General features: G+C 30.2%; 28 protein-coding genes. 27 read left to right on the forward strand and 1 reads right to left on the reverse strand.

All coding sequences use genetic code 11. The features are described from left to right. Positions 1-79 precede the first annotated feature (79 nt). From NNH57_RS01670 to NNH57_RS01705, 8 genes are all read left to right on the forward strand, one after another. Positions 80-901: a nuclear transport factor 2 family protein gene (locus NNH57_RS01670; RefSeq protein WP_234423404.1), complete on the forward strand. Its 822-nt coding sequence runs from the start codon at positions 80-82 to the stop codon at positions 899-901. Positions 902-913: 12 nt separating this feature from the next. After that, entirely contained in the window at positions 914-1,285 is a 372-nt protein-coding gene (locus NNH57_RS01675; protein ID WP_074407919.1) for a hypothetical protein, read from the forward strand. Position 1,286: 1 nt separating this feature from the next. Continuing rightward, positions 1,287-1,802: an RNA polymerase sigma factor gene (locus NNH57_RS01680; RefSeq protein WP_074407918.1), complete on the forward strand. Its 516-nt coding sequence runs from the start codon at positions 1,287-1,289 to the stop codon at positions 1,800-1,802. Next, positions 1,799-2,146, forward strand: coding sequence for a hypothetical protein (locus NNH57_RS01685; RefSeq protein WP_074407917.1), 348 nt, complete (start codon positions 1,799-1,801; stop codon positions 2,144-2,146). The genes NNH57_RS01680 and NNH57_RS01685 overlap by 4 nt, the downstream gene beginning before the upstream one ends. A gap of 118 nt (positions 2,147-2,264) precedes the next feature. Then, positions 2,265-2,666 carry a hypothetical protein gene (locus tag NNH57_RS01690; protein ID WP_074407916.1) on the forward strand — a complete coding sequence of 134 codons (402 nt, stop codon included), beginning with the start codon at positions 2,265-2,267 and terminating at the stop codon, positions 2,664-2,666. A gap of 160 nt (positions 2,667-2,826) precedes the next feature. Continuing rightward, positions 2,827-3,666, forward strand: coding sequence for a helix-turn-helix domain-containing protein (locus tag NNH57_RS01695; protein WP_108808552.1), 840 nt, complete (start codon positions 2,827-2,829; stop codon positions 3,664-3,666). Positions 3,667-3,756: 90 nt separating this feature from the next. Next, positions 3,757-4,314, forward strand: coding sequence for a YbhB/YbcL family Raf kinase inhibitor-like protein (locus tag NNH57_RS01700; protein ID WP_074407914.1), 558 nt, complete (start codon positions 3,757-3,759; stop codon positions 4,312-4,314). Positions 4,315-4,473: 159 nt separating this feature from the next. After that, complete coding sequence (locus NNH57_RS01705; RefSeq protein ID WP_108808553.1) at positions 4,474-4,824, forward strand: DUF1801 domain-containing protein; 351 nt, start codon at positions 4,474-4,476, stop codon at positions 4,822-4,824. Between the two features lie 86 nt (positions 4,825-4,910). On the opposite strand, the gene NNH57_RS01710 is transcribed toward NNH57_RS01705, so the two are convergent. Beyond that, positions 4,911-5,588 carry a CPBP family glutamic-type intramembrane protease gene (locus NNH57_RS01710; RefSeq protein WP_108808554.1) on the reverse strand — a complete coding sequence of 226 codons (678 nt, stop codon included), beginning with the start codon at positions 5,586-5,588 and terminating at the stop codon, positions 4,911-4,913. A 382-nt stretch (positions 5,589-5,970) separates the two neighbouring features. On the opposite strand from NNH57_RS01710, the gene NNH57_RS01715 reads away from it, so the two are divergent. The 19 genes from NNH57_RS01715 to NNH57_RS01805 all read left to right on the forward strand — a co-directional run bounded on the left by NNH57_RS01715 (position 5,971) and on the right by NNH57_RS01805 (position 21,592). Further along, positions 5,971-6,882 (forward strand): TolB family protein, encoded by a 912-nt coding sequence (locus tag NNH57_RS01715; protein WP_074407912.1) that lies wholly within the window; start codon positions 5,971-5,973, stop codon positions 6,880-6,882. 24 nt (positions 6,883-6,906) lie between these two features. Further along, complete coding sequence (locus NNH57_RS01720; protein ID WP_074407911.1) at positions 6,907-7,440, forward strand: Crp/Fnr family transcriptional regulator; 534 nt, start codon at positions 6,907-6,909, stop codon at positions 7,438-7,440. Positions 7,441-7,497: 57 nt separating this feature from the next. Continuing rightward, positions 7,498-7,911 (forward strand): hypothetical protein, encoded by a 414-nt coding sequence (locus NNH57_RS01725; RefSeq protein WP_108808555.1) that lies wholly within the window; start codon positions 7,498-7,500, stop codon positions 7,909-7,911. A gap of 147 nt (positions 7,912-8,058) precedes the next feature. Beyond that, positions 8,059-8,517, forward strand: coding sequence for a hypothetical protein (locus NNH57_RS01730; RefSeq protein ID WP_074407909.1), 459 nt, complete (start codon positions 8,059-8,061; stop codon positions 8,515-8,517). A gap of 343 nt (positions 8,518-8,860) precedes the next feature. Next, positions 8,861-10,288 (forward strand): serine hydrolase, encoded by a 1,428-nt coding sequence (locus NNH57_RS01735; protein WP_074407908.1) that lies wholly within the window; start codon positions 8,861-8,863, stop codon positions 10,286-10,288. A 268-nt stretch (positions 10,289-10,556) separates the two neighbouring features. Continuing rightward, complete coding sequence (locus NNH57_RS01740) at positions 10,557-11,093, forward strand: Crp/Fnr family transcriptional regulator (protein ID WP_074407907.1); 537 nt, start codon at positions 10,557-10,559, stop codon at positions 11,091-11,093. A gap of 53 nt (positions 11,094-11,146) precedes the next feature. Further along, a complete protein-coding gene (locus NNH57_RS01745; RefSeq protein WP_074407906.1) occupies positions 11,147-11,698 on the forward strand; it encodes a DinB family protein in 552 nt (183 codons plus the stop codon). Between the two features lie 275 nt (positions 11,699-11,973). Next, positions 11,974-12,297, forward strand: a complete 324-nt coding sequence (locus NNH57_RS01750; protein WP_074407905.1) for a winged helix-turn-helix transcriptional regulator — start codon at positions 11,974-11,976, stop codon at positions 12,295-12,297. A 777-nt stretch (positions 12,298-13,074) separates the two neighbouring features. Continuing rightward, the gene (locus NNH57_RS01755) at positions 13,075-13,563 is read left to right on the forward strand and encodes a helix-turn-helix domain-containing protein (protein ID WP_159099276.1); all 489 of its coding nucleotides are present in this window, start codon (positions 13,075-13,077) and stop codon (positions 13,561-13,563) included. Positions 13,564-13,673: 110 nt separating this feature from the next. Next, positions 13,674-15,218, forward strand: a complete 1,545-nt coding sequence (locus NNH57_RS01760) for an amidohydrolase family protein (RefSeq protein ID WP_108808557.1) — start codon at positions 13,674-13,676, stop codon at positions 15,216-15,218. Between the two features lie 163 nt (positions 15,219-15,381). Next, complete coding sequence (locus tag NNH57_RS01765; RefSeq protein ID WP_108808558.1) at positions 15,382-15,588, forward strand: hypothetical protein; 207 nt, start codon at positions 15,382-15,384, stop codon at positions 15,586-15,588. Between the two features lie 174 nt (positions 15,589-15,762). Then, positions 15,763-16,608, forward strand: coding sequence for an AraC family transcriptional regulator (locus NNH57_RS01770; protein ID WP_074407901.1), 846 nt, complete (start codon positions 15,763-15,765; stop codon positions 16,606-16,608). Between the two features lie 67 nt (positions 16,609-16,675). Continuing rightward, on the forward strand, positions 16,676-18,052 hold the full coding sequence (locus tag NNH57_RS01775) for a pyridoxal phosphate-dependent decarboxylase family protein (RefSeq protein ID WP_108808559.1): 1,377 nt from the start codon (positions 16,676-16,678) through the stop codon (positions 18,050-18,052). A gap of 10 nt (positions 18,053-18,062) precedes the next feature. Then, entirely contained in the window at positions 18,063-18,332 is a 270-nt protein-coding gene (locus NNH57_RS01780) for a hypothetical protein (protein WP_132065837.1), read from the forward strand. 32 nt (positions 18,333-18,364) lie between these two features. Further along, a complete protein-coding gene (locus tag NNH57_RS01785) occupies positions 18,365-18,907 on the forward strand; it encodes a GNAT family N-acetyltransferase (protein ID WP_074407898.1) in 543 nt (180 codons plus the stop codon). Between the two features lie 77 nt (positions 18,908-18,984). Further along, complete coding sequence (locus NNH57_RS01790; RefSeq protein WP_132065835.1) at positions 18,985-19,263, forward strand: hypothetical protein; 279 nt, start codon at positions 18,985-18,987, stop codon at positions 19,261-19,263. A gap of 57 nt (positions 19,264-19,320) precedes the next feature. After that, positions 19,321-20,142 (forward strand): AraC family transcriptional regulator, encoded by an 822-nt coding sequence (locus NNH57_RS01795; protein ID WP_108808562.1) that lies wholly within the window; start codon positions 19,321-19,323, stop codon positions 20,140-20,142. Between the two features lie 244 nt (positions 20,143-20,386). Then, a complete protein-coding gene (locus NNH57_RS01800) occupies positions 20,387-20,764 on the forward strand; it encodes a VOC family protein (RefSeq protein ID WP_074408563.1) in 378 nt (125 codons plus the stop codon). Between the two features lie 66 nt (positions 20,765-20,830). Beyond that, a complete protein-coding gene (locus NNH57_RS01805; protein ID WP_108808563.1) occupies positions 20,831-21,592 on the forward strand; it encodes a type 1 glutamine amidotransferase domain-containing protein in 762 nt (253 codons plus the stop codon). Positions 21,593-21,653: the final 61 nt, after the last annotated feature.

The following is a 21,653-nucleotide window of genomic DNA, read 5'->3' on the forward strand; positions in this document are numbered from 1 at the left end:
CTATTAAAATAAAATTACAGTTTTTGTAACCTTTTCTTTTTTTCATTCATCTTAATAAAAAGAATATAAAAACGTAATGATGAATTTAAAAAGATTAAAAACACTTAGTAGAACAATCATTTGTATAATGCAATTAACCTGTTTTTTAAGTTTAGCCCAAACGAATACAGATCACTTAAAAACTATAAATACTAGTCTATTTGATGAAATTCTAAAAATGGACTCTTTGCTTTTTTCGGCTTATAATAACGTAGAAATCGATAAGTATAAGGCTTTGATAAGTGAAGATATAGAATTTTTTCATGATAAAAATGGATTGATCAATTCAAAAGAAAGAATCATAGAAAGCTTAAAAAAAATAGCGAAAGCAAAAAAGAACACACATTATACTATAACACGGAAACTAGTAAAAAATACTTTAGAAGTCCACGAGATTCCTGGGTTTGGCGTTTTGGAAACAGGATTACATCAATTTTTTGAAACAAACGAAGGTAACAAAACATCAATCACACAGGCAAAATTTATACACCTTTGGAAAAAACAGAACGCAAATTGGGTCATTACTAAAGTTTTTAGCTACAATCATCAACCTGTAAAGAAAAAAGTAAATCCAGATCAGAAAGCCATTTCCTTAACACATAAACAAATGGATACATATATGGGTGATTATCAATTTGCGCCTAAATTTGTACTTACCATAATACGAGAAGGACACAAATTGTTTGGTTTGGCTCAAGGCGATAAAATTGAAATCATACCATATGATATTCACAAGTTTTTAATTGCAAGAGATAATTCAAAACTTGAATTTCTTATCGATGATAATGATGGTGTAGTAGGTATTGAGATGCAAACAAAAAAAGGAGTAATGAAAGCAAAAAAAATAATAACTAACAAATAATATCTTAAAATCATGATCTCATTAATTATAGCATGTATTATCTCGGTAACAGCTATTATAGCATTATTTTTTGCTTGGTATTTTTACTTACAAGCGAGGAATAAAGAACGAATGGAGTTAATTGACCGTGGAGAAAAACTAGAAGATATTTTTCGTTTGCAGCGAAAAAATAGGTTTAAGTTTATATTTCCTTGGTTAAAGGTTTCTGTTGTGATTCTTGGTATGAGTGTATCTTTTTTACTCCTTGGACTTTACTTTTTTTTCCAAGAGAATGAACCTGATAAAGCAAAAGGGTTTTATATAACCTTCATTATTGGTGTCTGTTTAGGTATATCATGTATGATTAATCATTTTATAAAAACAAGAAATACCAACAGACAATAAAGTGGATGATTTTTATATTGATAAAATCCTTAGTGGGGATAAACAGGCTTTCCGGTATTTCGTAAGAGAATATAAGGATATTGCTTATAACCTTGCCATCTCAATTGTAAAAAATACCCATAATGCAGAAGATGTAGTTCAAGAGTCTTTTATTAAAGCATTTAAGAACTTGCGTTATTTTAAAAAAAACGCCCAATTTTCATCGTGGTTTTATAGAATTGTAGTAAATGAGGCTTTTATGTATTTAAGAAAAAATAAAATTGATTTTGGCAAAATAGATGATCAGATAGCCGAATTAGCTATAGAGGAAACTAAAGAAAACCAACAATGGGAATTAACACAAAAGTCTATACATCGTTTAAACCCGAACGAAGCTTTAGTTTTGAATTTATTTTATTTAGAAGAAAAGAAAATAAAAGAAATTTCAAACATTACAGGTTGGTCAATATCAAATGTTAAAGTAATATTACATCGTGCAAGAAAAAACATACGAAAACTGTTAAATAAAAGTTTATGAAAGACAAAATTGATGAAGATTTTAACAGGATAAAAGAATTTCTGGAAGAAGGAAGATTTAATTTGGATAATCCTGATTTTGAAGAAATTGTAATGTCAAAAATCATTCTAGAAAAAAACTATAAATCCAAAGTGAGAAGCTTTATAAAATGGTCAATTGTTTGTTTTATAGGAGGTTTGGTGTTATGTGTTGCACTTGTTTTATGGTTTCTTTTTAAAAACGATTCAATTAATATTTCTTATGAGGTTACAAGTATAATTTGCTTATTCTCTTTAGGAGTAATAGGAGTGTTATTTATCGATAATTTCTTGAAGCTCTTGAGCAATTATAAAACACTAAATTAAAATTAATTGTTTGAAAAAAGTCGAAATAAAATAAAGACCTGTAATACAAAAGATCATAACATACATTAGATATAAACGCAACCTTTTCTTAAAAAGGGGATCTATATTAAAAACGAAAATGGGAAAATATTTTTTACTGTCAATTTTAGGAATAGCGCTTTTAAGCTGTTCAAACGATGATGATTCCCAAAATACCGAATTTGTAGGAAAAACATTTGACTATCTTTTTTTTGAAACTGAACAAGAATGCATAGATGCTCAAACTGATCCCGATTTTTTTATAAACTGCCATCAGGAATTAAGTTTTATCGATAATGAAAATGTCGAAATCCTGTTTACCGACATAAAATATTCTGCAAATTATAAAGTCGGAAATAATAAAATAGTAATATATTCATCATCGCAGATAATAGAATTTCAAAATGATATTATTTTTGAAATCATAAACAGTTCTTCTCTAAAATTCGTAGACAATAATACCATATGGAAACTACGAACAGGAAATTCTATTTGGAATTAAAAAATAAATATACGGCGTAATAATTAAATGATAATCTTATAAACAGGAGAAATCATATACATATTCTGGTATAATAATGACCTGTTGTATTAGAACGTTTCTTATAAAAGTTAGAAAAAGTACCGTCCAGAAAAATGGATTTTCTTAAATTAGAAACTCTATGAAAACAGTGACACTTCCTATTGAGTTAACCCTTGATAAACATATGTTTACCAGTTTATACTATTATCAATCAACGAAAGAGCTTGCTAAGCAACAAATCAAACTCACAAAAAATGTCTTTAGTTTTTTGATTGATGGCCAAAAGGAGGTTTTTACAAATAATTCATCTTTCTTAATTGAGAATTCTAGTTTTCTATTAATGAAATCAGGACATTGTTTAATGACAGAAAAACTCTCATCAATACATAAAAATTATAAAAGTGTATTGTTGTTTTTCTCGAATGAAGAAATACTACAATTCATTCAGAAATTCGATATCAAAACGTCTAATAGTAGTGTGCCACAATCAGCATACTCATTTCAATATGATCAATTTATAAAAAACTACGTAAATAGTTTAGTTGATATTTCGAGACTGTCGCCGAGTATTCAAAAAAAGATGATTCGGACAAAATTTGAGGAGATCATGATCTATTTAGTAGAAACTAATGGGACAGGTTTTATAAATTCAATGATGACTCATCAAAGCAACTCCTTTCAAAATTTCCTTAGTGTGGTCGAAAATAATAAACTAAGAAAAATGACATTAAAAGAGTTGGCCTTTTTATCAAATATGAGTGTATCCACATTTAAACGAGAATTTGAAAAACACTTTCATCAATCACCCAGTAAATGGTTTTTAGATAAGAGGTTAGAACACTCGGCTTTTATGTTAAAGAATAATGCTAAGCGACCATCAGAAATCTATCAGGAAATTGGTTATGAAAACCTTTCAAATTTTATATATGCATTTAAAACAAAATTTGGTGTTACCCCAAAACAGTATCAACTAGATTGAACTTTTAGCACTACTTTTTGACCTAAAATAAACATAATATTCTCCTCTTTAACTCATAATTTTGTATGTATAACTAAATATTAAACCATTATGAAAAAATCAATTTTTATTTTAGGCATACTACTAACCATATCAACCTCTTCATTTGCACAAAATACGTTTACATTAACGAGCAATTCTATAGGTGGAGAAGCTACTATTAATGAAGAATTTAACGGATTTGGTTGTACCGGAAACAATGAATCTCCTCAACTTTCATGGAAGAATGCGCCAAAAGACACGAAAAGTTTTGCAATAACTATGTATGATCCAGATGCGCCAACTGGCAGCGGATGGTGGCATTGGGTGGTATTTGATATCCCTGCAAATATTAAAGAATTAGTATCAAATACGGGTAATATGAAATTAAATTTAACTCCAAAAGAAGCAATTCAAAGTATCACAGATTTTGGAGTAAGTGGATATGGAGGACCTTGTCCTCCCGAAGAGCACGGGATACATCAATATATCATTACCGTTCATGCTTTAAAAACCGATAAACTTGGGCTTAATGAAAACACAAACCCTGCAGTTGTAGGGTATTACCTTTGGAACAATACTATAGCTAAAGCAAGTATAGTGATGTACTATCAAAGAACCAAAGAGTAAGGAACCCGGATCAAAATTTGATAGAATTAAGTAATTACGAATAAGACGATTACCAATCACATATAAAATAGTTGATGAAGCGCAAATCATAAAAGTTTGCGCTTTTTTAATACATTTATAGAATCTGATATAGGTGGTATAAGCTATTAAATAATTTGTATGAAGGCAATAGATAATTTTTACTTTGATAAAGAAGAACCAATTAAAAGTTGCCTTTTGGTTTTAAAAACTATAATAACTGATTATAATTCTGAGTTTGAATCGAGATGGTATTACCGTTTACCTTGTTTTATGTATAAAAATCAAATTTTTTGTTATCTATGGGTGGATAAGAAAACACAATTTCCTTACATAGCAATTGGAAAAGGTGTAAAAATTAACCATCCAGATTTAATTCAGGAGAAAAGGACGTTTACAAAGTTATTAATGATTGATCCAAATAAAGATATTCCAATAGAAAAAATACATAGCATATTTGATATGGCAATGGAACTTTATAATGAAAAATAACTGATTAAGCGCAAATCATATAAGTTTGCGCTTTTTTAATACACCTATATGATCTGAAAAACTTACTATTATGTACTTGCTGCTTTTTATAAAAAAATATCCCAAACAAAATGAATTATAATAGCATAAAGTATTCCTGCTCTGACTCTAACGAAACTCATAATAAAAGCTCCTATGAGTTGAAAAATAATAGTTTTTAGATATCCTAACTCTAATCCTTTAGAGTTAAAAAAGTGAGCAAAAGCAAAGATAAAAGCGCTAATATATACGATATACCCAAAATTTTTATTCCAAAATACAGTCAATTCCTTTTTATATTTTGTGCCAATTAAATAAACCAAAAAAAACAATACTAAAAATAGTATAGCTGTCTCTTTTAGTCCATCAGGTTCAAAGAACATGTTACTAAACACTATTTTTTTGTAATAAAGGGATAGTATTCCTGCAACCGATGTAGAAAACAATATGGGGTTAAATTTTGTCAAAAAACCTCTAAAAGAAAGTTCTTCAAAAATCGCTACCATAGCATACAAAACAAATGGGTTATATAATGTTTCGATATTTTCTGTAAGGCTTTCATTAATATTTCCGGTATAATAAGTATATAAACCATATATTATGAGTAAAGGAAGAATTAACACTATTTCTAACAATAGTGAATTAAATGCCAAAATAGACTTGTTTTTTATTCCTTTAGTTTGTTTTAAATAATTAGGTTTTTTCAAAAATTGAAAAAAATACCTCCAATGGGTTAGTGTTTTCATTAAGTATTAAAATTAAAGTTGTTTATAAATATTAGCCCATCTAACAAGATTTTTAATGCATTTGTTGGGCACTTTATTTCATATGTGCTCTATATCAGATGAAGTACAAATTAAAAGTTAACAGTTTATAATTGTACTACACTAAAAGGTAGTTTTTAAGTTGAAGAGATGTTTATTACTCATTAAATTGATTACTCTTTGCAAATCCCTTTATTGATTATAACTAATAAGAAGTTTGCAAATATGAAATTTGACGTTTATAAAAATGATAAGAGGAAAATATTTATATTTGGGTTAGCACCGACTTGAAACATATTGCTTATTATCTGCCTTATGTTTCTTATACAGAACATTACCTTCAATAGATAAAACTTAAAAACATATGCGTTTACTAATTAATTGTTTTTTCTGGTGTTTATTAACTCCGCTAATATGTAGTAGTCAGAAAATAGATGATCGCCTTAAGTATCTTGAACAAAAACCTCCATCTTTAACTCCGGAGATATTCGCACCAGGTCTTATCTCTAAAAATACTGAATCAGAATTTGGTTCAGTTTTCAATACCAAAGCAACACAATTTTTCTATGGGGTAGATATAAATGGAAGAACCGAAATAAGATATTCAGAACTTATAGAAAACAAATGGAGCAAACCTAGAACTATTTTATCCCATGATAAGTACGGGTTTAATGATCCATTTCTTTCTCCAGATGAAAACAGATTATATTTTATCTCAGAAAGAACATTAGATGGTATGGGAGCCAAACAAGATCACGATATATGGTATGTAGAAAAAAAAGGTAACGAGTGGTCAGAACCTATAAATGCCGGACCCAATATCAACTCTAATAGAAATGAATATTATATTTCGTTTACAGCAACCGGAACGATGTATTTTTCATCCAACAAAATAACTGCAGAGAAAATGCAAAGCGACTTTGATATATATGCCTCTAAAAGTATTAACGGAGAATTTCAGAAAGCGATTACACTGGGAGATTCGATTAATACCTCAAATTACGAAGCCGATGTTTTTGTTGACCCAAAAGAAACGTACATTATTTTTTGTGCAAGACGACCAGAAGGACTAGGTAGAGGTGATCTTTATATTAGTTTTAAGAATACCGATGGAACGTGGACAAAATCTATCAATATGGGAGAAAAAATAAATACAAAAAACCATGAACTTTGTCCTTTTGTATCAAAAGATGGTAAATATTTCTTCTATACAAGTAATCAAGATATTTACTGGGTAAGTACTAAAATTATCGATGAATTAAGAAAAAGCAAGTAACGCGGTGCGTAATTGAAACTCAAAATGTCTCAAAAGAAAACAATCAACGAGTCGATACACAAGACGATATCATTAGAAAAAGGTGATTTTTTTCTTCAATATGGCAAACCTTGTATAGAAATTGGTATGTTGATTAAAGGCGTAATGAGAGGATTTGTGTATGATAACGACGGCAATGAAATCACTACTCATTTTTATCAAGAAGGAGATATGATTATTGGTAGTTATATTCCCAATACAAATGTAGTCATGTCTGTTGAAGCTTTAGAGAAATGCGAAATTTCTGTAGCAAATTACTCAGAAGTGATGTCTTGGGTTAATAAAGACAAAAATATTACCGAAATAGTGACAAACGAGTTTCAAAAACTTAATAAACAGTTACAATCAAGATTAGTGTCTTTGTTAAATTTGAACTCTGTAGAAAAGTATACACTCTTTTTAAAAGAATATCCCAGTTTGATCAATCGAATTCCACATTATTACATTGCAAACTATTTAGGCATTACACCAACACAGTTAAGTAGAGCACGAAAACAATTTATCGACAAATGTAAATGAGAAAAAAATAACGTATTCGTTCCTTTGTATCAAGAAATAGTATAAAAGAGAAACAATATGGAAAAGCATTTTGAACTCACAGACAAAGTGTTTAAAAATCAATTTACACAGTGTACACTTAATCCCGAAATTTTTAGTCACGAAGCACATTTACGATTGGCGTGGATTATGATTAATGATCACGGTATTGAACAAGCCGAAAAAAAGATACACACACAACTACAGTATTTTGTAGAATTTGTAGGAGCAAAAGACAAATACAACAAAACGCTAACTATTGTTGCAACCAAAGCGGTGAATCACTTCATGAATCAATCAAAATCTGATAATTTTAAAGATTTTATAGTTGAGTTTCCGCAGTTAAAAACCAATTTTAAACAACTTATCGATAACCATTATAGTTTTGATATTTTTAATTCTGAAAAAGCAAAAACAGAATTTCTAGCCCCTGATATCCTCACTTTTGATTAAAAAGCAGTACGATGAGGTTAGAATCTGTGTTAAACTGAAAAATGAGATATACTTTTAAAATAAATGTAGATTAATTTAACAGATCAAGTAACATTTTATTATGTTAGGACATATACCTATAAATAGTAGACATAAGCACGTAATAATATGCAGAAATCATCTACATCTCTTTATAGAATTCGAAAAACAAGTTGGGGTATTTGGGTGCAAATTTCGGCTGGTGTTAAAAATAGCAGTCAGGGAGATAAAATATCTGATAATTTGTATTTTGAATACAAAGCTAATACTACACATTTAACAGATGTTGAAATTGAACTTTTAAAAGAAGGTCTTACCTGGGTAAGTACCATAATTGAAAAGAAAATTAATACGCCAACCACAATAACTCTAAATAAGATAGAGCTAAATCATTGCGACTATCAAGTTGAAGGCATGTTTTACGGAATAGCATTTTGGGCATCTGAGCATTTTGGATTTGATTTGCCAGAATATCAATTTAAGTATGATGTAAAAAAGAATAAGTATATGTTCCCTGACTTAGACGAAAAATTAAAAAAACTATTCACCACACTGTATATGAGATCGGAGCGATTTAGCTTCAAATAGAAATGGGTTTTCCTGTTTTTAGCAATGCAAATTTTTTATATACTTACTTAAAAGCCGTCAAATTGAGTGGTTTTTTATAGTAATCTCTCGACCACGCTCGAGATGACGTGTAGAAAAATTGTATCGACTCTTCGACGAAGCTCAGAATGACAAGGCCTTTGATTAGAAAATTACTTGTCTTCGATAGACTCGGGGCAGGCTCAAACTCTGTTGAAATACAATTTTCTACCAAAAAATAAAAATTGAGCTAAAAACAAAAAAAAATAACAAATCGAAAAATTTTAGAATGAATTCAATGTAACCTTTTAAAAAAACGAAGGTCTTAAGTACAAAATATATCTATATGAACTTGTTTCGATCAAAAAGTTTTGTGCTCCTTAGTATTGTAGTAGTATCAATTTTATTTTTTACAGCATGTGTAACCGATAGAAAATCCGATGCTCCCAAAACACAAGAAAAAACTACATTAAACCAGTTATTAGAGGAGAAAATTAATCTTCATTATCCGGCCGATGGAGCAGGAGCAGTGGTTTTAATTCGTAAAGGCGGAAAAACATTGCTCAAAAAAGCATTCGGAAACATAAATATAGAACACCGGGTAGCGACCCAAACCGATATGAAATTCCGTATCGCCTCTATTACAAAACAATTTACTGCTGTTTGTATTTTGATATTAGAAGAACAAGGAAAACTATCTCTTGATAGTGATATTAAAGAGTATATTCCCGAATATAAGCAATCACATGATCATAGCATTACAATTCGACAATTATTAGGGCATACTGCAGGAATTCCTGAATACACAGAAGTGAAACCTTCTTATGATCATCATGGTACAGATCGGATAACTATGGACACTATTGTAAATGTAATCAATACTGTTTCACTTGATTTTAAACCGGGAACCGACTGGAAATATTCGAACTCTGGGTATGTTTTATTAGGCAAGATTGTTGAAAATGTTTCCAAACAGGAGTTTAGAGCATATGTTCAAGAGCATATTTTTGATGCGTTAAACATGAAAAAATCAAGTTTCTATGATTTTTATGAAATCGTTCCGCAATTATCTAAAGGATACGAAGTAGCCGAGGAAGAACTTCATAAAATTGTTCATGCAAAAGCTGTAAAACCAGGAACACTTGCAGATGGTGGCATCATTTCTACTATCGATGATATGACTATTTGGTACGACGCTTTAAAAAACAATACATTAATTAGCGAGAAACAAAAACAGATCGCATTCACTTCTCAAAGCCTGAAAGATGGTAGAAAAACTAAATATGGGTTAGGTTGGTGGGCCACAACTTTGGGTAAGTATACCACAGTAGAGCATGGAGGAAATGTACATGGTACCGAATGTTACTCATTATGGATTCTTGAAGAGGACTTACAGATTATCGTGTTATCAAACCTAAATAGAAGTCATCCGGCAGGGCTTGCTGTACAGTTAGCTTCAGATGTTTTAGGGATTTCATCTAATCTAGAACAGGTTAAACCCTTTGATGAAAGTGTGTTAAAGAAATTTACGGGAGCCTATACTCACGAAGATGGAACCATTCGTAATATCACATTAGAAAACGGACAGCTTAATTCGCAGCGAGACCAGGGAAGAAAGTTTGTAATTGTACCGATTAGCGAACACAGATTTATTTTTAAATCTGATCCCGATTGGTGGATTGACTTTACCATAAATGAAGAAGAAAAAATAGAGAGCCTTGCCGTTGGATCCAGAACGACTTTAGTATCAAATGGGAAACGAAGTAAGGAGTAAGTGGGATATGTCTATAATAAAGTACATAGATGTTTTGATGAAGTATCTTATATGAAATAGAAGAACTTGGGGGAGAAATATTTACAAACGAAAACAAACAAACCCGAATAGCACTACATAGATAGCTACAACATCTGATTCCCCTTTCAGAAATTCTCGATGTCAAACCATAAGTTTACTTCTTTTTGTTACTTTAGTATACAATCAACAAATCCCTGTACTAAAAAGTGATCTTGTTGTATAAAAACGAACACCAGCACGCAAAAATATGAACCCAATTTCAACCCTATTAGAAGAGATAAACAGTCAAAATTTATGGGATAAAGAACTGAAACTGGATAGAAATGAATATTTAAAAGTAAAAGGAAGTATCGATACAAATGCGTACCTGGTTGTAGACGGTAGTTTAAGAATTTTTGTGATAGACGAGTTTGAAGAACATACTATTCGATTTGGATATAAAAATAATTTTATTGCAGCTCTCGATTCATTTATAAACGAAAAACCATCCGATTTTTATATTCAAGCCCTGAAGAAAACGACTTTAAAGATGATTAAAAAAGCAAATCTTATGAACTTTATATGGTCTTCTGCAGAGCACACTAAAACGTGGTATCTGATTTTCGAAAATTTTGTTTTGCAACAAATAGAAAGAGAAAGAGATATTTTAACCACTTCTCCTGTAGAAAGGTATAATAGGGTTTTAAAACGTAGCCCTCAGCTATTTCAGGAAATACCCAATAAATATATTGCATCCTACCTGCGAATGACTCCCGAAACACTTTCGAGAATCAAAAAATCTTAATTTCGATCAATGTTTTAAAACTTCAAATCATAGAGTTTTGTATAAAAAAACAAATGAAGATAGCATCAAAAGAATTACTACTGGATTTGGTAGAAAGAACACGAAAAAATATAAATGAAGCAGAAAAATATAATCAGTTGCCTATAGAAAAACTCAATTGGAGAAATACACCAGAGAGTTGGAGTATTTTAGAATGTCTGGAACACTTAAATTTATATGGGGACTATTATCTTCCTGAGATTGAAAATAGAATGATAACATCGAAAAGAAAAAATGCGCCTGTTTTTAAATCAGGTCTTTTGGGGAATTACTTTGCAAAAATGATGCTTCCGAGAGAAAAATTGAATACCATGAAAACATTCAAAGATAAAAATCCGATTAACAATGATCTGGATAAAAAATGTATTGACCGATTTATAGCACAACAACACAAGACATTAGCATTATTAGACATTGCAGGAAGTAAAGATCTAGGTAAGATTAAAACATCGATCAGTATTTCTAAATGGATAAAATTAAAACTGGGAGATACGTTTAGAGTACTTATTTATCATAATCAAAGGCATATTGCACAATGTAATAAAATAGTGAATAGCTACTCATAATACTTCGTAAGAGAAGAGTTCTTAATTTCTTAGGATTGCCTATTTTTAATCTTCTGTAGTAATCTGAGTGCTGAAGTATATATAATGAAACAAGGGGAGGAGAACTACAAACACAAGTGCTGCCTAGTAAAAACATAGGATAGGGTACTTATATAAGTGGATACCCATACTTCTAGTACCCCTGGATATCATTTTAGTCTGATAAAAGAGCTGTTTTTTATACTTTCGTTAATGATACACACTATGTTTATTTGTAATTTTAAGAAATATTATACATGGGAACCTACACTAGAAAAACACCGTTAAAAATTGATTGCCCGATGGAGAGAACATTACATGTTATTTCCGGAAAATGGAAACTCGCACTATTATGCGAACTTAATAGAGGAAGTTGTAGGCTTAAAGATTTAGAAAAATACAATCCCGAAGCTTCTAAAAGAGCTTTAACCAAACAGTTGGGTGAATTGGTAGAGGATGGGATCATTCAAAAAAAAGATTATGAAGTATATCCCAAAAAAGTAGAATACTCTTTAACAGAAAGAGGAAAAGAACTTATTTCTGTATTAGAAGTCCTTGATAAATTTGGTAAACAATTATAAAATTGCTCTAAAACGTTGATTTTTAATTTAATAACTCTGTTAGTGATTGGATTGATAACAAATCAATCGAACTTTGATTTAGCTTGTGAGATAAACCAAAAAACCCTGTGACTTAGTAACATTTTATGCTGCTGCGATACATATAATAAACGTTGTAAACATTTGAATTAAAAAATAACTTAACGAATTAAAAGTTTGTACAAAGTAATTAATTTTATTATTTCTTTTGGCGCTCTGCAAGGTCTTATCATTGGAGTATTACTTTTAATAAAAGGTTTCAGATCGAAACAAGAAAAATTTTATTTGGCTCTAATATTAATTGGTTTTGCTGCTATATTAGGAAGAGTTTTAATATTAGGTATTTATGACAATCAAGCTTCGTTTCTGGTTAATCTCAATTTCATTTTATTAATTTCTCCTGCATTCTATTTATATACTAAAGAATGCTTAAACACTACAAAGATTATAAGATTCAAAGGCAAGTATTTTCTGCCTTTTCTCATTATAAATTTGGGGTATATATTATCTTACTTTACGGTTAAAGACGCAGTCAATTATCAGAGATATCTGCAAAATGTTATAAAAATAAACGAAAGTTTTAGTATCGTTTATTTCGCAATATATTTATATCTAACCTATAACTTACACAAGCAAAATAAGTCTTACTATTCTAAAATACTATACCAATTATTAAATCAACTAACGTTCATGTTTTTTGGTTTTTTTATTATTTGGATAGCTTACGTTTTGGGTGAATGGATTTATTTTGATTATAACATGGAACTCATATATTATTATCCAATAATGGTGCTATTAGCAGTGATTCTTTATTATTTGAGTTTACGAATTGTTATCCATACACAATTTTTATTTGTCAATAAGGAAACTCCATCAAGGAAAACTTTTATTCTAGAAGAGCAAGCAAGCAAACATTTATTAGATAAGTTAACTCTTTTTATGAATGAGGAAAAACCTTTTTTAGATGGTGATGTTTCTCTAATCACTCTTGCGAATTCACTAGATGTAAACCCAAAAGTCCTATCTTTTGTTATCAATGAACATAGCAATAAGAATTTTAATGATTATATTAATGATTGGAGAGTTGAAGAAGTAAAGAAAAGATTAAATGACAAAGCGTATAAGCATTATAAAATGTTAAGTATTGCTTTTGATTGTGGGTTTAATTCTAAATCAACTTTTAATCTGGCATTCAAAAAAGCTACCGGATTATCTCCATCACAGTATAAAAACTCTAATACCTACTAATCTTAAATCTTCTTTTGAGACGACCACAAAAATATTTTGAGTCCTAAATCTTCTTTTAAGGCGACAATCCGTTTTCTCTATGATAGTTTTGTCTAAAACAAGATAAAAAAATGGACCTATCAAGAACAATCATTTTTAGCATATTACTAATTAGTATAGGATGTAAAAATGATAACCCTACCTTCGATGTAGATAACGGATTATATATAGATAATGTTATTATAATATCTGCAAACAAAAACGGTATACTAAAAAAGTATATAGGAAATGTGTTGATCGATAATGAGACTATTCTTTTTTGCGGAAAGCAGAAACCAAATGTAAAAGGCGTTTATACAAAAATTGATGGAACCGGAAAGTACTTAACTCCTGGTTTAATAGATTCACATGTACATTTGAGCTCTATTGCAGGGATGAATTACAAACATGTAAGAGCCCTGCCAGAATTGGCAAATAGCTATTATGAGCAGCTTCCAAATAGTTATTTATATTTTGGTTACACTACGTTAATTGATCCTAATAACTATAATCCTAGAATTATAAAACAAATCAAGGATAAGGAGATTAAACCCGACATTTATACATGTGGCGAACAAGTAAAAGTGATGAATGATTTTATGATGGCCGAGGATAATCCAAAAGATCGATATAAATTCTATCCAAACTTTTTACATGATAAATACAACAAAAATGTTAGCATACCAGATACAATAAATATCAATGATCACTCTGTAAAAAAAGTAGTTTTTGATATCGTTAATAAGCAAGATGGTATATGTATGAAAACTATTTATGAAGATGGATTTGGTGGTACCGAAGAGATGCTTTGGGACTTACCTACATTAGATATTATGAAAGATTTGGTACATCAGGCAAAAAGTGAAAACATTCCTGTATTGCTACACGCAAACTCATTTTCTGCGCAAAAATTCGGATCAGAAGCTAATGTAGATATTATTGCTCACGGAATGTGGCATTGGGGATTATTAGAAGAGTATTTAAATGTGAGTAAACTTCCAGAAACTCATAAAGAATTATTATCGACTATTGCTGATAAAAAGATTGGGTATCAGCCAACTTTTAGAGTAATTGCTGGGCAAAAAGATGTCTTTAATTCTAATTTCATAAAAGATTCAAATTTAAAAAATGTATTGCCTCCTAATCTACTGAAATGGTTAAAAACCGATGAAGGATTATGGCAAAAAAAGAGAATTATAACCTATGGTGGAGATTATTTTGACTCAGAGACCCCAGATAGAGAAATAGCTGGTATGATGCAGTTAGTTTTAGATAAAATTAATATTACTACTAATTATCTATCTGGTAAGAATGGTAATTTGTTATTTGGATCCGATACACCTGCTATGAACAATCACGCAAATCCTCCTGGATACAATGGTTTTTTGGAGATGAAACATTGGGTCGAAGCAGGAATTTCATTAGAAAAGATATTTATGGCTGCTACATTTAATAACGCAAATGCTTTTCATATAAATGACAAATATGGGACTATCGAAAAAGGTAAAACAGCAAATTTATTGTTATTGAATCAAGATCCACTAAATAATATATCGGCGTATAATGCTATACATTCGGTTATTGTGCATGGCAAAAAATATGCGAGAAATACACTTTCTGCAAGGGTGAGTGATTAAAAAAAATAGTAGTTTTACCAGGGATTCTCGGTAAGTATAGAATTATTCAAAAAAGAGTGTGAAGTATAATTACCCCAAAAAATAATAGAACATATATCCTATATTCTGTTGTTGTAGCCAATTTCATAGAGAAACTCACAGGGTTAATTTGAAAAAATAAAAAATGAGAAAAGCAACTAAAGTACAAATCATAACCTTTTTTGCACTTTTAGCCTTTATAATTTGGGAGATTTGTGTGTGGAACTGGGCAAAATCACAAGAGTATGGCGGAGCAATAATCCGAGTGGATTTAGTCATCATTTTACCAATATTATTAGTTCTTATTATCATTTCATTAGTTCAATTTTTTAGAAAAAAATATAAGAAGTGAAATGGATAAAGAAACCATTAAAAGATAACTCATTACTAATACATAATTAATTGTGTATGAATTTACGATGAGGAAATTCCTTATACTTTCTTTATCTTAGTTTCTTAATCTGAAAATTCTAGCGGATTTTGACGTAAACAAATTATACACAAGACTGTTGTAGTTCAATAAAACATGAAACAAGCAAAAATTATAAAAAATAATGTCCTGAAATATCATGTTAGTCATGATATTTCAGGCGTTGAATTAATGAATGCTAATTTCAAATCCAATAAAGCTTCTTTACATTATCATCCTGAATTTATTATTGGTGTTATGGAAAACGGAGTACAGGCATATTGTCCTAAATCACCTAAAGATAAATTAATTTCTAAGGGATGTATTTCAATGATTAATCCGGGAAGAATACACAGCAATAAAAGTATTGATGACAAAGGGTACAGATATAGAACATTTAATGTTCAACCAGAAATTCTTCAACAAATTGCAAATGATATAGCGCAGGATGAAATTTCACTTCCAAATTTTGACAATCTTACTGTAAAAGACAAACATTTAGAAGAAAGATTATTACATCTGCATAATTATCTTTTTTTAAATGAATTTGATACTATTCAGAACCAAAACTGTTTTTATGAAGCATTTGCATACCTTATAAAAACTCATGGTTCAAATAAGCTAAAAGGAATTAAAGCATCTGCTAATTCGATAATTACCAACCGTGTTAAAGATTATTTACATACCTATTTTGATTCTAAAATAACATTAGAACAATTGGCAGAGGTTTCAGGAGTAAGTTCTTATTATCTAAATAGAATTTTTTCAAAAACAGTGGGCTTACCTCCTCATAAGTATTTGATTAACTTAAGGTTAAATAAAGCTCAGGAACTATTAAAAAAGAGTAATTCTGTTACTGAGGTAGGGTATATGGTTGGATTTTTTGATCAAAGCCATTTCATAAGAAATTTCAAGTTATTTCTCGGGATAACACCTAAACAATATCAGGCTGCTATAGGTTAATAGCAAGATTATACAATTTTTTCATTCTATACCATTCTAATTTTGTTGACAATAAAACAAAAGAAAAATGGATGTACATAAAATACTCTCTGAAAGAGACGAGACCTTAAATTATGCCGCACAAAAGGCAATAGACTTTTTAAACGAAGCGCAAACAAGAGACATAGAACCAACCGAAGAAGCTCTTAGAAACCTTTCGTTATTAGATACTCCTTTCCCTGAAACCCCAATAGAATCTAAAAAAGTTATTCAAGAACTAGAAGGTATAGGTAGTAAAGCAGCAATGGTAACAATCAGTCCACGATTTTTTGGGTTTGTAACCGGCGCTAATTTACCAGTTACTGTCGCTGCTCAATGGTTGGCTGCGGCTTGGGATCAATTACCTAATATGGCCGTGTTATCTCCATTAGCCTGTAAATTAGAGCAAGTAGCTGAAAAATGGTTGGTTAATGTTTTACAATTACCCAAAGAAACACGTTGTTCTTTTGTAACAGGCACCACAACTGCAGATATGGTTTGCTTACTGGGAGCTAGAAATCATGTTTTAGAGCAATATGGATGGGATATTCAAACCAATGGTTTATTCGGGGCTCCTAAAATCAGAGTTCTTGTAGGAGAAGAAGTGCATACTACAATGCTTAGAGCTTTAAGAGCAGTAGGTATTGGAAATGCTCAAATAGAAAAAATTCCGGTAGACGGCAATGGTGCAATAGATGCAAATAAACTTCCCGAATTTAGAGACGAACCCACAATTATTTGTTTACAGGCAGGAAATGTAGATTCTGGAGCATTTGATCCTTTTGATACGATAATTGATCAAGCGAAGAAGTACAATGCTTGGGTACATATTGATGGAGCATTTGGATTATGGGCAGCTTCAAATCCAGGACTAAAATATTTAATGAAAGGATTTGAAAAAGCAGATTCGTGGGCAACAGATGCGCATAAATGGTTAAATGTACCTTATGATTCTGGTATGGCATTTTACAAAGATGAAATGGTTATAAAAAAAGCACTTACATTAAAAGGCAATTATCTAGTACAAGGAAATGATGACCCAATGAACAGAACTTTAGAAACCTCAAGAAGAGCTAGAGGCACAGAAGTATGGGCTGCCTTAAAAAGTTTGGGACGAAAAGGAGTATCAGATATGATAGGTAAGTCTTGCGATTTGGCTAAATATTTTGAACAAAGATTAAGAGAAGAAGGGTTTGAAATTTTTAACAAAGTAGAACTTAATCAAGTAATGGTTTCTTTTGGTTCGGATGAAAAAACTAAAGCTGTAATAAAAGCTATACAAAAAGAAGGTACAACCTGGTTTGGCGGTACAAATTGGCATGGGAGAGAAGCTATGCGTATAAGTACTGTAGGATGGTCTACTACTAAAGAAGATATTGATTTAAGTATGGAAGCATTGCTTAAAATTGTGAATCAGTTTAATTAAAATGGAACCTATGTTAGAAAATGAAAAAATACTCAAGTTTGATATTATTATTGAAATTAGGAAGAGAATACCGATGTGCTTTACCTCTAATGGTCAATTCATCATTTCTTCGGTCGAAAAAAACAACGCAAGTGAATTGAAAATAATAATAATTGAAAATAATGTTGATCGAATTATCATAGAAGATATTGTTTTAGGATATTTATTCAGAAATAATCACTTAACTCATAATGTAAAAGACCAGGTTTACCTGGTCTTAGATTTCTTTTTTAAAAACTAAGGTAGTACGCAAACTCTAAAGAACAAAGAGAAATGATAATACTTAAAAGGCTGGAAATAGAGGATCTTGATAATTATGAATTTTGGAAACATCCAAAACATAGCTATCATTTATTAAATGGACCATATTTTAAGAAAGCTACCAAAACAGAAATTGAAAAAGAGATGCAAACCTTAAAAATTAAACTTCAAAACGATAAGAATATACTTGAAAACCTAAGAATAATTACCAACGAAAATAACGAAATGATTGGAGAAGTAAGCTGGTATTGGAAATCAAAAGAAACCAATTGGCTTGAAGTAGGAATTGTTATTTTCAATGAAAAGTTTTGGATTATAGGAATTGGTTATACAGCTCTTAAGCTATGGATAAATGAGGTTTTTAGAATTAAGGATAGTATTGTAAGGATCGGTATTACTACCTGGTCTGGAAATGTAGGTATGATTAAACTTGCTAAAAAACTAGGAATGAAGGAAGAAGCAAGATATAAGAAAGCAAGAATTGTTAATGAAGAATATTTCGATTCAGTTAGTTATGGAATATTAAGAGAAGAATGGGAAAATAATGAACTATAACGACATCGTTCAAAAAAGAGTATGAAATCTATCCTAAGTGATTATAGAATTTTGATAGAAGTAAATCAATCTTATGATTGGAACGAATACTATACCAATCTCTCATATCCCAAACGTATATTAATCCTGGTACTATCTATAATTTTATGTTTAATTTTACTCTAGTAAACAAAGGCAAAAATATTGAAGAAAATTCTAATGCATATGTCGGTATAATAGATTTTGAGTATGGTTATAGTAGGCTAATTATTGCCGTAGATCAAGGAATTTTTAGAAATTTAGATTTCTTCATCAAAGACAAAAAGTATCAGTTATTATTCTGGACCCATAATGTGATAAGGCCGCTTTATTTTTAAGATTATTATGTAGTTGGGAAAATTTCAATACTATTTTTATAGCCATGATTAAGTAATATGAATTTAACAAGACATATTCGAGGACTGTTTCAACCCATTCAACCCACCATACAACAAACTAAAGAAAATGTAAATTATATTGAGTTTTTACCAACAACCAAATTACAACCTTACATCTATTGCTACTGGCAATTAAAAACAACCGAAAAACTAAATGGCGCTTTTAGCTATAAAGTAGTTTCTGATGGTTGTATTGATATTCTATTTGAAATAAATAATCCTAAAGATAATTTTGTTGCTGGTTTTTGTAAAAAATACACAGAATACGTATTACAACCAGAATTCAACTACATTGGTGTTAGATTTTTACCCACTATATTTCCTCAGATCTTTAAGGTTAATGCAAGCGAACTAAGTAACAAGTTTCAAAATTTAGAAGATTTTGTACCGCAAACATCAAAATTTATAGCCAGTCATTTTCATCCTAAACTGAATATTGAAGAGATTAAATTAAAATTTGACATTTATTTTACCAATATTCTAAATCATACTGTCTTTGATTATGACAACAGACTTTACAATGCTATAGATACAATTCTAAAAAATTACGGAGTATTAAATATAGAAAAAGATGTAGATGTAGGAATTAGTAATAGGCAATTACGAAGGCTTTTTCAATTCTATATTGGCGACTCTCCTAAAACATTCAGTAAAGTTGTTCAGTTTCAAAATATATTAAAGGCAAAACCATCTAATCAAAGCCTCAAACAAAATAAACTTTTTTATGATATTGGTTATTATGATCAATCTCATTTCATAAAAGATTTTAAAAACTTTTATGGTGTCACTCCGAATAAAGCTTTTAAGAGAACTCAGTAATATGTCCGTTTTTTACAATATTTAACTGTATTAACGCTATAGTTTTGAAGAGTAAATAAAAGCTTAAAATGATGAAATGAGCCATAATAATTAGGTTAATACCAACCGATATGATCAATGGCGAATTCCATCTGACAATTAAAAAACAATAAAAAAAGAACAGATGAAACAAATTTTTAAAATTACATTTATTCTATTCGCTGCCACGCAAGTATTTTCTCAGACAAATCAAAATTTAAAAACTATGAAACTAAATGCAGGAATTATCACCGAAAAATTAACCGAAACTAAAGAGTTTTACACAAAAGTACTCGATTTTGGAGTTACATTTGAAAATGAATTTTATCTGTTAATGCACACTCCTAATCGTCAAGCTGAAATTAGTTTTTTACTACCTAATCATCCAACACAAAAACCTATATTTCAAAAACCCTTTGCTGGTAATGGTATGTATCTTACTATTGAAGTTGATGATGTAGACAAAATCTATACTGAAATTAAAAAGAAAGGTGTAAACATTGAAATTGACGTGCGCAATGAACCATGGGGAGACAGACACTTTGCTATTGTAGATCCTAACGGAATAGGTATTGATTTAGTTACGTACACAAAACCAGAATAAAACTATGCACAACACTGTAAAGAATAGTACAAGGCCATGTATAACTCACTATAAGCAAAAAAAGAAATGAAAAAATATTGTACATTATTTCTACTAATCTTTTTAATTATTTCTTGTAATAAGGGAGTAGAAAAAAACAAGATATTGTTTATAACCACTAGCGTTAACAAGATGGGAGGCAAACCAAACGGAACTTATTTAATTGAATTAGCAATTCCGTTTAATGAATTTTCTAAAAAGCAGTATCAGATTGATATTATGTCACCTAATGGAGGTGAAATCCCAATGTATCATAGTGGAGATACTACAGAAATTGTAAAATCAATCATAAAATCAGATGTATTTTACCATAAGACCAAAAACAGTCTTAAGCCCAAAGACATTAATCCAGAAGAATATTTGGCTGTTTTTATTCCCGGAGGATATGGACAGTTTTGGGATACTCATAAAAGTGGAGATGTTCAGAAAATTATAGCCAAAATCTATGAATCCAATGGAGTAATCGGGACAGTGGGTCACGGAACAGCAACGCTCATTGATGTAAAATTGAAATCTGGAGCATATTTGGTAAGTAATAAAACCATGACAAGTTTTCCTTCCTGGAATGAGAAAAACATTATGAAACAATCCAATTTTGGTGCTTTATTACCTTACGATATGGAAGTAGAATTGCAAAAAAGAGGAGCTGATCTAAAAATATACAATCACGAAAAAAAAGTGAATTACGAAGTTGTTGATTCGGAAAACAGATTGATAACCGCATCATTTTCTACAAGTGGAAAATTTGTTGCAGAAGAAGTTTTAAAATTACTTAATACAAGCGAATGAAAACCATACACAGCAGAGTGCATAATATCTATGTGCGATAAACACCGCCACACTATATGCA

The organism is Aquimarina spinulae (genome assembly GCF_943373825.1).
Classification (GTDB): Bacteria; Bacteroidota; Bacteroidia; order Flavobacteriales; family Flavobacteriaceae; genus Aquimarina; species Aquimarina spinulae.

Bases quoted from the DNA above. Each gene is read 5' to 3' on its own strand.
- NNH57_RS01760 (WP_108808557.1), top strand. From the start codon at position 13,674: ATGGACCTATCAAGAACAATCATTTTTAGCATATTACTAATTAGTATA.
- NNH57_RS01725 (WP_108808555.1), top strand. From the start codon at position 7,498: ATGGAAAAGCATTTTGAACTCACAGACAAAGTGTTTAAAAATCAATTT.
- NNH57_RS01685 (WP_074407917.1), top strand. From the start codon at position 1,799: ATGAAAGACAAAATTGATGAAGATTTTAACAGGATAAAAGAATTTCTG.
- NNH57_RS01735 (WP_074407908.1), top strand. From the start codon at position 8,861: ATGAACTTGTTTCGATCAAAAAGTTTTGTGCTCCTTAGTATTGTAGTA.
- NNH57_RS01690 (WP_074407916.1), top strand. From the start codon at position 2,265: ATGGGAAAATATTTTTTACTGTCAATTTTAGGAATAGCGCTTTTAAGC.
- NNH57_RS01700 (WP_074407914.1), top strand. From the start codon at position 3,757: ATGAAAAAATCAATTTTTATTTTAGGCATACTACTAACCATATCAACC.
- NNH57_RS01745 (WP_074407906.1), top strand. From the start codon at position 11,147: ATGAAGATAGCATCAAAAGAATTACTACTGGATTTGGTAGAAAGAACA.
- NNH57_RS01765 (WP_108808558.1), top strand. From the start codon at position 15,382: ATGAGAAAAGCAACTAAAGTACAAATCATAACCTTTTTTGCACTTTTA.
- NNH57_RS01705 (WP_108808553.1), top strand. From the start codon at position 4,474: ATGAAGGCAATAGATAATTTTTACTTTGATAAAGAAGAACCAATTAAA.
- NNH57_RS01695 (WP_108808552.1), top strand. From the start codon at position 2,827: ATGAAAACAGTGACACTTCCTATTGAGTTAACCCTTGATAAACATATG.
- NNH57_RS01675 (WP_074407919.1), top strand. From the start codon at position 914: ATGATCTCATTAATTATAGCATGTATTATCTCGGTAACAGCTATTATA.
- NNH57_RS01730 (WP_074407909.1), top strand. From the start codon at position 8,059: ATGCAGAAATCATCTACATCTCTTTATAGAATTCGAAAAACAAGTTGG.
- NNH57_RS01780 (WP_132065837.1), top strand. From the start codon at position 18,063: ATGTTAGAAAATGAAAAAATACTCAAGTTTGATATTATTATTGAAATT.
- NNH57_RS01800 (WP_074408563.1), top strand. From the start codon at position 20,387: ATGAAACTAAATGCAGGAATTATCACCGAAAAATTAACCGAAACTAAA.
- NNH57_RS01805 (WP_108808563.1), top strand. From the start codon at position 20,831: ATGAAAAAATATTGTACATTATTTCTACTAATCTTTTTAATTATTTCT.
- NNH57_RS01715 (WP_074407912.1), top strand. From the start codon at position 5,971: ATGCGTTTACTAATTAATTGTTTTTTCTGGTGTTTATTAACTCCGCTA.
- NNH57_RS01720 (WP_074407911.1), top strand. From the start codon at position 6,907: ATGTCTCAAAAGAAAACAATCAACGAGTCGATACACAAGACGATATCA.
- NNH57_RS01775 (WP_108808559.1), top strand. From the start codon at position 16,676: ATGGATGTACATAAAATACTCTCTGAAAGAGACGAGACCTTAAATTAT.
- NNH57_RS01670 (WP_234423404.1), top strand. From the start codon at position 80: ATGAATTTAAAAAGATTAAAAACACTTAGTAGAACAATCATTTGTATA.
- NNH57_RS01750 (WP_074407905.1), top strand. From the start codon at position 11,974: ATGGGAACCTACACTAGAAAAACACCGTTAAAAATTGATTGCCCGATG.
- NNH57_RS01755 (WP_159099276.1), top strand. From the start codon at position 13,075: ATGGAACTCATATATTATTATCCAATAATGGTGCTATTAGCAGTGATT.
- NNH57_RS01795 (WP_108808562.1), top strand. From the start codon at position 19,321: ATGAATTTAACAAGACATATTCGAGGACTGTTTCAACCCATTCAACCC.
- NNH57_RS01740 (WP_074407907.1), top strand. From the start codon at position 10,557: ATGAACCCAATTTCAACCCTATTAGAAGAGATAAACAGTCAAAATTTA.
- NNH57_RS01785 (WP_074407898.1), top strand. From the start codon at position 18,365: ATGATAATACTTAAAAGGCTGGAAATAGAGGATCTTGATAATTATGAA.
- NNH57_RS01770 (WP_074407901.1), top strand. From the start codon at position 15,763: ATGAAACAAGCAAAAATTATAAAAAATAATGTCCTGAAATATCATGTT.
- NNH57_RS01710 (WP_108808554.1), bottom strand. From the start codon at position 5,588: ATGAAAACACTAACCCATTGGAGGTATTTTTTTCAATTTTTGAAAAAA.